The organism is Microbispora catharanthi (assembly GCF_006334915.2).
Taxonomy (GTDB): domain Bacteria; phylum Actinomycetota; class Actinomycetes; order Streptosporangiales; family Streptosporangiaceae; genus Microbispora; species Microbispora catharanthi.
In genome coordinates this window covers 270,312-280,886 of the sequence record NZ_VDMA02000010.1, presented here as the reverse complement: position 1 = coordinate 280,886, position 10,575 = coordinate 270,312, and the positions used below count along the sequence as shown (strand labels likewise).

The window sequence follows — 10,575 nt, the reverse complement described above, 5'->3', positions numbered from 1 at the left end:
CTTGGTGCGCCTTCCGTCGTCTCGCTGACAACCGATAGAAGGCTGAAGGCCCCCGGGTTCGTTCGGGGGCCTTCACTCGTCTTCGGTGTCTCTCCGGGGCGGGCCGCCGGTCTCGGGGTCGGCGACGCAGGTTCCCTTGCCGAGCACGGTGTAGACGTCTCCGGCTTTGAGCAGTTCGTTGATGACGCGGCGTGCGGTGCCCTTGGCGATGCCGAACTCCTCGGCCATGCGGGGTTCACCAGGGATGGGGTGACCCACCTGGTATTCGCCCGTCCGGATACGCCGTCGTATCTCTTCGAGGACGGCTTCCCATTTGAGCTGGTCAGGCCGGAACTCGATCACGGGCTCAAGAGTAGGAACGAAAGCGTTCCATGTCGTTACCACAGGTACCTAGAGGTACCTATAAGAAGGACTAGGTAGGAGTAGGAAGGTTGGCGTACGCTCAACCCGTCAGCGAGACAGATGGGAGAGCCATGCGTCAGATCACGATCAGCGCCGGAAGCGTCAACCAGCAGGCGGGCATCCTGGCCGCCCTCGGCGACCTGCTCCGATCCCAAGGGGTCCGGACGCGCTTCATCAGCCACATCACCCTGCGAATGACCGGGTTCCCGATGCAGGAGAAGGCGGGCTCGGAGCTGGACGTCTACGGCTTCGGCGGACAGGTCGCGACGGTCACCATCGATCAGGAGAACAAGCCGCGCCGCTTTCTGATTAAGCTGCCGAAGTCCGGGACCGTGGTTCCGCTGCCCTCGGTCGACCAACCGCAGTCTGCCGTGCGGTGGATCGTCGGCTGGGCCAACGGCGGGTCACAGTAAGGCGGCGGCTCTGATGGCGGTCACCTTCCTGGACCCGGACGAATGCCTGAGCCCGCACTGGGAGATGCGCCAAAGGGATCACGTAGAACTCGTCTGGCATAAGCCGTTCGAGGGGGTCGGGCGCGTGCGGGCTCTCGCCTGGACCTGCGACTGCCGGGCCGTCGTCTACGAGCTGCTCCAGGCCGGCGGGCAGGCGTTCATCCGCAAGACCACGCAGGCCGAACCGTCGCCGAAGGTCAGAGAAACACACCGCTGGCCCATCGAGGAGGCGCGCAGGGTGTGGCGTGCCCTGCTGCTCGGCAAGATGCGATAGACGGTCCAGCGCTCACGCGGCCCCGCTCACACGGGCGGGGCCGCACCTGTATCTACGACCCGCGCCACTCCTCCCCCGCCCCCGATAGCTGCCGACATCAGTGGCCCGACCGAGGTGTCAATGCCGTCTTCGCGTGTCCGTCCACCAACGACGTACACCGCAACTCCGCACCCAACCCGCACAGACGGCGTTGACGCCGACCAAGGGCCACGAACAATCGAGCAGCGGGGGCGGGGAAAGGACTGAAACCCACTGCTATCGCACAGCTATGCTTTGGAATCCCCACTTTTGGGATCAGTCAGGAGCCAAGCCTGGATCTCATGATGCCGAAACTGGTACGCGGCACCACTAGGTCGCAATAATCCGGCATCACATGCCCATCGACAGAACCGCTTGAATCGCCAGGGAAGGCGACCTCTGGCAGCGCTAAAGAGTATACCCAGTCCATACCTTATCCAGCTGCCCGCCATGACAACAGAAACAGCAGCCCCCATCGGCGCCCCTATTACGAGCGCAGAATAAAAGTCCCGATAAGCGAAGGCCATCAAACCAAAGTAGAGAATAATAATTCCGCAAGACAGAGAAACATCCCCAGCGAAGGTTGGACGCTGAAGCATGAATGCTTCCCTTTTATCCCATCTTCGCATAGCTTGCATGAGAGCGGCCATGCCTATGAAGTACAGGATGACATAGCTACCATCGATAACCAGCGCCTGCTTAAAGAGCTGGAACACCATGGCGACAATACTGGGAAATAATACAATGGCCAACCCTGTTCGCAACCTTTTGAGTAATGATTCGCTAGCTAAATGTTGCGCTATTTCATCGAATTTCACCCGGAGCCTCTTCGCTCCCCCTACTGGATCCGGCACCCAAGGAACAGGCCACATAACTCGATACGGTTTAATGACGAACCATGACGTTACCGCGACAATTGACGCCGCCGTCATCAATCCGATAATCAATTGATCCTTCACGCTCAACTCTTCCCAGGATTGAGTTGCGCTAGGTCGACTTACTACTCCCATCATCGATGGAGCGGATATACCGAGAAAAGATATTATGTACAATGAGACAGAAATAAGGGAGTGCATTGCACGAGGAGCCCTTGCGCCACCTATAGGCCAGAGCAAATGACGAAGGATGTGAACGCCAGACATCCCCGGTTCCGGCTCGGCTGTATTGGCCTGCTGGTGCTGCCAGTCCAAGTGACGCGCCAGGCTCCGCAGCCATCGCTCTACTTTATGCGGCTTATACGATGCCCGTCCTGATACACCAGAGGACTTAGCTGAAGCCAGCACAAATTTCCCAACAAACAATTCTTCCAACCGAAGAAACGTATCTCGGAGGGTCTCCGATGGCAACGGTAGTAGCTCTCGTGCTGCACGTGGATCGTCTTCGACCGCAGCAACCGCCATCATAAGCCGCCATGGAGTTGATAGGAATACCGCAGTGTTCGAGCGTGGATGGGTCCTTAAGGTTGCGATTACTGGCTGCCAAGCCTGATGGATGACCCGAGACCGATCCTTACACCTATCTTCCAAGTAAGCGATAATTGCATCTGAGGAGAGCGGCCAAATGCCGACTATATGGGCGCGGTTTAGCGATACATCTTCTCTCTCAAGCTGCTCCAGCCTATTTGTGCGTACCGTCAGAACTACAGGTGCATACATCTTACCCGAGTAGTAGGAATTGAGGTCGGCAATCAATTCGGCGGCCCGTAGTGGAGCCTGAGACTCGGTGTCAACTTCCACTTCCTCGGGATCCAACTCGTCCACACCGTCGAGAACTGGGATAACGGCATAGTCGGCAATCAACTCCCCCGCATCCCTGTAGGACACGCCGTATGTCAATACGATTTGATCACGCAACCATGCTTCAAATGCCAGCCCCGAACTCCATGTGGCCGCATTGATCCTTACAGGAACAGGAAGATTTGCATTAGGGTTCTCGATCAACCTGGTCGCCATGTCAATCGATAACTCAATCGCCAGAACCGTCTTTCCTGCCCCTTTTTCTCCCGTGATGATTAATCTCTTTGAGTGCGACTCTAAATAGAAGTCTACAATCTCCGAGATCGTCCCTCCGGCAACAGGGGTGGCGTCGCCGCGAGTCCGAGAATCTTGCCGCAGGAATAGTCGCGATACAATATTCCTAATCTGACTAATTGCATCACCCTCTTCACGGCTACTAGCATGCCGCGAGGAGCCGATCTCTCCCTCCCCGAAACTGACCAGTGCCGGCGCAAGGCCATTGAACAATAGGGCTGCACGTATCCGGGATTCACTACCCCGGACACGTTTAGCCAGGGCAATTTTCTTGGAGTTTAGATCCGGTTCGGTTGCTGTCGTGAAAGGCTGGGCAAGTAGGCTTAATATCGCAAGAGCGACACCAAATAGTTGCCCTTGATCGGCGGCAGTGTCGAGCGCCGTATCGTCTGTGCTGGAAAGTGCCTCATATATCCAGCCCAGACTCGCCATGAAAAGGCCACCTAGAAAAGCGCCCCACCACAGCTTCTTGCTGCGCATCGCCCTGCTGTACCGACGCAGTCTGTGCATGTACCCATCATGTATGCGTCCCGCCTGCGCCTGAGCGTGAATCCTCAATCTGGCCTTCTGTGCTTGCCGGGCACAGGCGAGCGCGGTGTTAGATCCCTCTACGGGGGTGCCCCCTTACATGGCCAACGCGCGGGCGGCGCGGGCCGGGACCGGCCGGAGAGCCGCATGCCCGGCCCGCTGGCCGCCCGGCGCGCTGCGAGCCGCCGCAGGCGGCTCGCCTTGACCTTGTAGAGAAAGTCCTCGCGGATAGGTGATCGTTCGCCAGGTTCTTCGGGCTTCCCGGTAAGCGCTGACGGCGCGAGATACCGCGGCATGACGGCATCGGAGCATGTCAGGCGGGAAGTAGCGCTGGGTGGTGGTCGCCAAGCACTGGGGCAACATTCCAACGATGACATGTTGCGCTAAGGGCGGTACTAGGGACGGAACTTCCACGTGAAGGACGTGGACGCCAGCGGCGCCGCCGGAAAGCTGACCCACCTCAACTACGCCTTCGGGTTCGTCGGCCCCGAGGGCACCTGCCACTCCGCCGACCCCTGGGCCGACTGGCAGCGACCCGTGCCCGCCGAGCAGAGCGTCGACGGCGTCGCCGACAGCGACGACCAGCCGCTCAAGGGCAACCTCGGCCAGCTCAAGAAGCTCAAGGCCCGTCACCCCGGCCTCAAGATCCTGATCTCCCTCGGCGGCTGGACCGGCTCCAAATACTTCTCCGACGCCGTCCTCACCCCCGAGTCCCGGGCCAGGCTCGCCGCCTCCTGCGTCGGCCTGTGGCTCAAGGGCGACCTGCCCGGCCTGCCCCCCGGCGCCGCCGCCGGCGTGTTCGACGGCATCGACCTCGACTGGGAATGGCCCGGATCCGCAGGGAACGACGGCAACGTCATCCGCCCCGAGGACAAGCAGAACTTCACCCTGTTCCTGGCCGAACTGCGCCGCCAGGTGAAGGCCCACGACCGGCGCGACGAACTGACCGCCTTCCTCCCCGCCGCAGCCGCCAAGATCGACGCCGGCTTCGAGGTGCGGAAGGTCTTCGACCAGCTCGACTTCGCCACCGTCCAGGGCTACGACCTGCACGGGCCGTGGGAGAACCGCACCGGCCACCAGGCCAACCTGCTCACCGACCGGCGCGACCCCAGCGACGTGAAGTTCAGCGTCGACCAGACGGTACGCGACTACATCGGACGCGGCGCACCCAAGCAGAAGATTGTCATCGGCGTCCCCGCCTACGGCCAGGGCTGGACCGGCGTGACCGCCGGCGGCGACGGCCGGTACGCCCCGGCCACTGGCCCCGCCCCCGGCACCTGGGCCGCCGGCAGCGACGACTACAAGAACCTCGTCAACAAGCCCGGCAAACGCTACCGCGACCTGCTCACCGGCACCCTGTGGCTCTACGACGGCAACGAGTTCTGGTCCTACGACGACCCCGCCGTCATGCTGCAGAAAGCCGCCTACATCCGCCTCAAGGGCCTCGGCGGCTCCATGCTGTGGTCCATCGACCAGGACGACGCCACGGCCTCCCTCACCACCGCCCTCTACTCCGTCCTGCGCTGACCGGCCGTGCGGTGGGGGCCGGGCGGCCCCCACCGCACCACCTGGCACTCGCATCGGAGTCAAGGGGTCGGGAATTCCTTAGCGGACATACGGGGGTAGGCCCTACTGCGGCAGCCCCTTTCGGGACGGCATGATCCTCTCCGTGAGGATGATGGTGATGGCGGGCGGCCTGCTGGCCACTGCGGCGTTGTTGACCGGATGCGGGTTGCGGGACATCACGCAGGCAGCCAACCAGGCGACCCTCGATTACGAGGTGAAGGAGAAGGTGGCCAGGCTGGTCGTGGTGGGCGGTGCGGGTGACATCGTGATCAGCGAAGCGGCCGGCGACGTCGTCACGGTGAGCGAGACCCTCCACTGGTCCTCGGGTAAGCCGACCACCGAGCACCACGTGGATGGCGATGCTCTCGTGGTGACGTACGACTGCCCGCACGCCATGGACAACTGCTCGGTGGACTACAAGGTCCACGTGCCCAAGGGCATGCGGACAGAGCTGGAGACCGGATCCGGCGACATCCACCTCAGAGCCCTGAGCAATCCGATCAAGGCCAAGGTGGGCTCCGGGGACCTGGAGGGAGCCGGGCTGACGGCCACGGATCTCACGGTCGAGGCGGGCTCGGGCGACACCGTGCTGAAGTACGCCACCGCTCCCGACAGCATCGACCTGGTGACCGGCTCGGGAACCGCGAAGATCACGCTTCCCGGCGGGCCGTACGACGTGGACGCCGAGGCGAAGTCGGGAGACGTGACGGTCTCGGTGACGACCGATCAGAACTCACCGCACAAGGTCGTGGCCCGCGCGGGTTCCGGCGACATCAGCCTCCTGCCCGCGTAGCTTCCTTGCCTGGGCACGCGTTCCGCGGGACCTTCGGGTTGTCCGGCCCGAACGGAGACCCGTCGAGTCCGAGGCCCGTCCAGTAGACGCCGAAGGCCGCCTGGGGCGGCTCGCTTCCAGTGCGGACCGCGAAGAACTCCGAGACGTAGCGCTGGCCGTCCATCGTCCGGCCGTGCAGTTCCAGCAGCCACCCGCCTTCCGAGTGGTCTTTCTGCGGGATGCGCACCGCTCGTGTCACCTCGGGCTTGCCACCGGGCAGCAGGCACGAACGGAGCGCGTCATCGAGAAGCATCGCGCAGCTCTCGGCGCCGCGCACATGTCGTGAGCAGAAACCGGTGACCCCGTTCTCCACCACGCCGGTCACGATCCTGGCGAGCGTCGACTCGGCCATGTTTCGCGTGAATTCGGCCGGTGGAGGTCCGGCTTCACCCGGCGCGGCCGTACAGCCCGCCGCGCACGACACGAGGGCGGCTGCGGCGATCAGTCGTGCGGTCAAGGACATGAGGGCGCCTTAAGCGACTGGGGAGCGGCCCGTCATTCTACGCAAATCCGGTACGACCGACGATCTCGGTGAGGTGATCACCGCGGCCATCGGCCCGGACAGCGCGCCGAGCGAGATGCGCACCGTGCGGCCGAGCGCTCCTTCGCGACGCCACGCCTCCCGGTCGGCGTCCGCAGCGGCGACCGCCCTGCTGGAGGAGACCGGCAGCGAGCGCGGGCAGTTCGCGATCAGGACGCGACAACGCCGCTGCGGTCTCCGAGCACGCGCTCGGCGACCCGGTCCCATTTGTCGCTGTGGCCGGGGACGCTGAGGATCCGCAGCATCAGGTCCCGGTCGCCGTGATAGGCCCGGAACGACTCGGCGATCGTCACGCTGTCAGAGGGCCGGTCGAGCACCTCGATCTCGTCTCCGGCGCCGAGCTCGCCCTGCTCGAGCACCCGGAAGTACGCCCCGGTGCGGCCCGCCTCGGTGAAGCGCTTGACCCAGCCGCGCTCGTCCAGCCAGTTGCGGAACACCACGCAGGGGATGCGGGGGGCGGTGACCTCCAGGACGGCCGTGCCGACCCGCCACCGCTCCCCGAGGACCGCGCCGGTCACGTCGGCCCCGGAGGTCGTGAGATTCTCCCCGAACTGACCGTCGCGCAGGTCGCGGCCCATACGGGGCTCCCACCAGTCGTAGTCCTCCCGCGCGTAGGCGTAGACCGCCTGGTCCGGGTGGCCGTGGTTGGCGACGTCGGCGCGCTCGTCGCCCGCCAGGCCGTTCTCGCGTACGGCGACCCGGCCCTCGATCTTCCGCTTGTCGATGGCGGTGCGCCGCAGGTTGCCGGCCCATTCGGCGTCCACGGCCCGGCCCACGTTCACAGAGAGGATGCGCATGACCAAACGTTAACCGAGGGTCATGTTTCTCCGCGATGGCAATTAAGTTCTGGTCAAACCAGGGACGCCTACTTCTTGTTCTTGTCCGGGGCCTCGGACGAGAGGGCGGCGACGAAGGCCTCCTGGGGAACCTCCACCCGGCCGACCATCTTCATCCGCTTCTTGCCTTCCTTCTGCTTCTCCAGCAGCTTGCGCTTACGGCTGATGTCACCGCCGTAGCACTTGGCGAGGACGTCCTTGCGGATGGCGCGGATGTTCTCCCGGGCGATGACGCGTGCGCCGATCGCGGCCTGGATGGGCACCTCGAACTGCTGCCGCGGGATGAGCTCCTTGAGCTTCTTGGCCATCTCCACGCCATAGGCGTACGCCTTCTCGCGGTGGACGATCGCGCTGAACGCGTCCACGGTCTCGCCCTGCAGCAGGATGTCCACCTTGACCAGGTCGGCCTCCTGCTCCCCGGACGGCTCGTAGTCGAGCGAGGCGTACCCGCGGGTCTTCGACTTCAGCTGGTCGAAGAAGTCGAAGATGATCTCGCCGAGCGGGAGCGTGTAGCGGATCTCGACCCGGTCCTCCGACAAGTAGTCCATGCCCTGGAGCTGCCCGCGGCGGCCCTGGCACAGCTCCATGATCGCGCCGATGAACTCGGCCGGCGCGAGCACCGTGGCCTTCACCACCGGCTCGAAGATCTGGTCGATCTTCCCGGCCGGGAACTCCGACGGGTTGGTGACGACGTGCTCCTTGCCGTCCTCCATGATCACCCGGTAGATGACGTTGGGCGAGGTCGAGATCAGCGACAGGTTGAACTCGCGCTCCAGCCGCTCCCGGACGATCTCCATGTGCAGCAGGCCGAGGAAGCCGCAGCGGAAGCCGAAGCCGAGCGCCGCCGACGTCTCCGGCTCGTACACGAGCGCGGCGTCGTTCAGCCGCAGCTTGTCGAGGGCCTCGCGCAGCTCGGGGTAGTCGTCGCCGTCGATCGGATAGAGCCCGGAGTAGACCATCGGCTTGGGGTGCTCGTAGCCGCCCAGGGCCTCCGCGGCGGGCTTGACCGCGTTGGTGACCGTGTCTCCGACGCGGGACTGGCGCACGTCCTTCACACCGGTGATCAGGTAGCCCACCTCGCCGACGCCGAGCCCCCGGTCGGACGGCATGGGCTCGGGCGAGATGACGCCGATCTCCAGCAGCTCGTGCTGTGCGCCGGTGGACATCATCAGCACGCGCTCGCGCTTGGACAGATGCCCGTCGACCACCCTGACGTACGTCACGACGCCCCGATAGGTGTCGTACACCGAGTCGAAGATCAGCGCCCGGGCGGGGACGTCGGTGTTCCCGACGGGCGCCGGGATGTGCTCCACGGCGTGGTCGAGCAGCTCCTTGACCCCCTCGCCGGTCTTGCCGGACACGCGCAGCACGTCGCCCGGGTCGCAGCCGATGAGGCCCGCGAGCTCCTCGGCGTACTTGTCCGGCTGCGCGGCGGGCAGGTCGATCTTGTTGAGCACCGGGATGATGTGGAGGTCGGCGTTCATGGCGAGGTAGAGGTTGGCCAGCGTCTGGGCCTCGATGCCCTGCGCCGCGTCGACCAGCAGGATCGCGCCCTCGCACGCTTCCAGCGACCGGGACACCTCGTAGGTGAAGTCCACGTGGCCGGGTGTGTCGATCATGTTGAGGACGTGGCCGTTCCACGGGAGCCGCACGGCCTGCGACTTGATGGTGATGCCCCGCTCCCGCTCGATGTCCATGCGGTCGAGGTACTGTGCGCGCATCGACCTGTCGTCCACCACACCGGTCAGCTGCAGCATCCGGTCGGCGAGTGTCGACTTGCCATGGTCGATATGCGCGATGATGCAGAAGTTGCGGATCAACGCGGGGTCGGTCTGGCCAGGCTGAGTGCGCACCGAGGTCCGTTTCGACAAGATGATTGACTGCTGATCGGGCGGGCCGTCCGCCTCGCCTCGCGCTCGGCGGGCCCTCCCGAGGCTGGCGGACCAGCCACCCTCCATGGTGGCATGTCCGGATGCTTGCCTTGACCACCAGACGTGTCCTGCGAATAGCCGCCGTCGTCGTGGCCGTGCCGCTCGCGCTCGCCCTGGCCGGCGCCGCCGCGCTGCGCCTGCAGTTCGCCGGCACGCCCGCCGGATGGGCCAGGACCACCGGCCACGACGCCCTGTGGATGGGCCACGCGTGGGTGGACGGCCGCCGCACCGAGGCCGACGTGCGGGCCCTCGCCGTACGGCTGCGCGCGAGCGGGATCAAGGACGTGTACGTCCACAGCGGGCCGTTCAAGTACGACGGGACCCTGCCCCCCGACCGCTACGCCAATGCCAGAAATTTCCTGAAATGGTGGCGGAAGAACCTGCCCGGCGTCCGCGTGTCGGCCTGGCTCGGCCAGACGGTCAACGACAACGGCAAGCAGCACCTGAGCCTGGCCGACACGGCGACGCGGGCCCGCGTCGTGGCGGGGGCCGGTGACCTGGTCGCCCTCGGCTTCGACGGGATCCACTACGACTTCGAACCGGTCTCCGACGGGGACGAGCCGTTCCTCAGCGTCCTGCGCGAGACCCGGCAGGCCATCGGCGCCCGGCCGTTGTCGGTCGCCACCCAGCAGATCGAGCCGCTGACCGGCCTGCGCGCCCCCACCGCCCTGGTGATCGGCCATGACAAGTACTGGACGCCGGACTACTTCCGCCGGGTCGTCGGCCTGACCGACCAGGTCGCGATCATGACGTACGACTCGGGGACTCCCCTGCCGTCCCTGTACGGCGGCTACGTCGCGCGGCAGACCTCGCTCGCCCTGGACCTCGTGCCCGAGGACAAGACCCTCCTCATCGGGGCTCCGGCCTACCACGACCACGGGGTGGCGTACCTCGACTACGCGGAGAGCGTCGAGGCCGCGGCCGAGGGCGCGCGGCTCGCGCTCAGCGAGCACGGCCCGCGCACCGAGTTCGGCCTGGCCCTGTACGTCGACTTCGCGGCCACGGAGGAGGACTGGAGGGAGTACGAGCGGGCCTGGGTGCGCGGCGGCGCCGGAGGGAGCGTGGAGTCGTCGGGCGGGCGGGCCGATGTGCGGACCGCGGTGGCCGCGCCGCGATAGCATGAGCGGGGGCGGCCCTGTCGTCGTGAATTTGAGCGGCGGCCCGG

General features: G+C 65.1%; 10 protein-coding genes. 5 read left to right on the top strand and 5 right to left on the bottom strand.

What is annotated here, in order from left to right; genetic code table 11:
- Positions 1-72: 72 nt before the first annotated feature.
- Positions 73-342, bottom strand: coding sequence for a GntR family transcriptional regulator (locus FH610_RS20895; protein ID WP_139576203.1), 270 nt, complete (start codon positions 340-342; stop codon positions 73-75).
- Positions 343-473: 131 nt separating this feature from the next.
- On the opposite strand from FH610_RS20895, the gene FH610_RS20890 reads away from it, so the two are divergent.
- Positions 474-815, top strand: a complete 342-nt coding sequence (locus FH610_RS20890; RefSeq protein WP_139576202.1) for a hypothetical protein — start codon at positions 474-476, stop codon at positions 813-815.
- Positions 816-828: 13 nt separating this feature from the next.
- A complete protein-coding gene (locus tag FH610_RS20885) occupies positions 829-1,128 on the top strand; it encodes a hypothetical protein (protein ID WP_139576201.1) in 300 nt (99 codons plus the stop codon).
- A 266-nt stretch (positions 1,129-1,394) separates the two neighbouring features.
- On the opposite strand, the gene FH610_RS20880 is transcribed toward FH610_RS20885, so the two are convergent.
- On the bottom strand, positions 1,395-3,656 hold the full coding sequence (locus tag FH610_RS20880) for an NACHT domain-containing protein (RefSeq protein WP_139576200.1): 2,262 nt from the start codon (positions 3,654-3,656) through the stop codon (positions 1,395-1,397).
- 462 nt (positions 3,657-4,118) lie between these two features.
- On the opposite strand from FH610_RS20880, the gene FH610_RS20875 reads away from it, so the two are divergent.
- Positions 4,119-5,231 carry a glycoside hydrolase family 18 protein gene (locus FH610_RS20875; RefSeq protein ID WP_240809091.1) on the top strand — a complete coding sequence of 371 codons (1,113 nt, stop codon included), beginning with the start codon at positions 4,119-4,121 and terminating at the stop codon, positions 5,229-5,231.
- A 148-nt stretch (positions 5,232-5,379) separates the two neighbouring features.
- Entirely contained in the window at positions 5,380-6,063 is a 684-nt protein-coding gene (locus FH610_RS20870) for a DUF4097 family beta strand repeat-containing protein (protein WP_240809097.1), read from the top strand.
- Here FH610_RS20870 and FH610_RS20865 read toward each other — a convergent pair.
- From FH610_RS20865 to lepA, 3 genes are all read right to left on the bottom strand, one after another.
- Positions 6,044-6,565: a hypothetical protein gene (locus tag FH610_RS20865; RefSeq protein WP_139576198.1), complete on the bottom strand. Its 522-nt coding sequence runs from the start codon at positions 6,563-6,565 to the stop codon at positions 6,044-6,046. The genes FH610_RS20870 and FH610_RS20865 overlap by 20 nt on opposite strands.
- Before the next feature lie 227 nt (positions 6,566-6,792).
- A complete protein-coding gene (locus FH610_RS20860) occupies positions 6,793-7,440 on the bottom strand; it encodes an MOSC domain-containing protein (RefSeq protein ID WP_139576197.1) in 648 nt (215 codons plus the stop codon).
- A 68-nt stretch (positions 7,441-7,508) separates the two neighbouring features.
- A complete protein-coding gene (gene lepA, locus FH610_RS20855) occupies positions 7,509-9,332 on the bottom strand; it encodes a translation elongation factor 4 (protein ID WP_240809090.1) in 1,824 nt (607 codons plus the stop codon).
- Positions 9,333-9,451: 119 nt separating this feature from the next.
- Between lepA and FH610_RS20850 the strand changes: the two genes are divergently transcribed.
- The gene (locus FH610_RS20850; protein ID WP_240809089.1) at positions 9,452-10,528 is read left to right on the top strand and encodes a glycoside hydrolase family 18 protein; all 1,077 of its coding nucleotides are present in this window, start codon (positions 9,452-9,454) and stop codon (positions 10,526-10,528) included.
- Positions 10,529-10,575: the final 47 nt, after the last annotated feature.

Excerpts from the sequence above, each read along its gene's own strand:
- FH610_RS20865 (WP_139576198.1), bottom strand. The coding sequence starts at position 6,565 with ATGTCCTTGACCGCACGACTGATCGCCGCAGCCGCCCTCGTGTCGTGC.
- FH610_RS20860 (WP_139576197.1), bottom strand. The coding sequence starts at position 7,440 with ATGCGCATCCTCTCTGTGAACGTGGGCCGGGCCGTGGACGCCGAATGG.
- FH610_RS20870 (WP_240809097.1), top strand. The coding sequence starts at position 5,380 with ATGATGGTGATGGCGGGCGGCCTGCTGGCCACTGCGGCGTTGTTGACC.
- FH610_RS20880 (WP_139576200.1), bottom strand. The coding sequence starts at position 3,656 with ATGCGCAGCAAGAAGCTGTGGTGGGGCGCTTTTCTAGGTGGCCTTTTC.
- FH610_RS20890 (WP_139576202.1), top strand. The coding sequence starts at position 474 with ATGCGTCAGATCACGATCAGCGCCGGAAGCGTCAACCAGCAGGCGGGC.
- FH610_RS20885 (WP_139576201.1), top strand. The coding sequence starts at position 829 with ATGGCGGTCACCTTCCTGGACCCGGACGAATGCCTGAGCCCGCACTGG.
- FH610_RS20850 (WP_240809089.1), top strand. The coding sequence starts at position 9,452 with ATGCTTGCCTTGACCACCAGACGTGTCCTGCGAATAGCCGCCGTCGTC.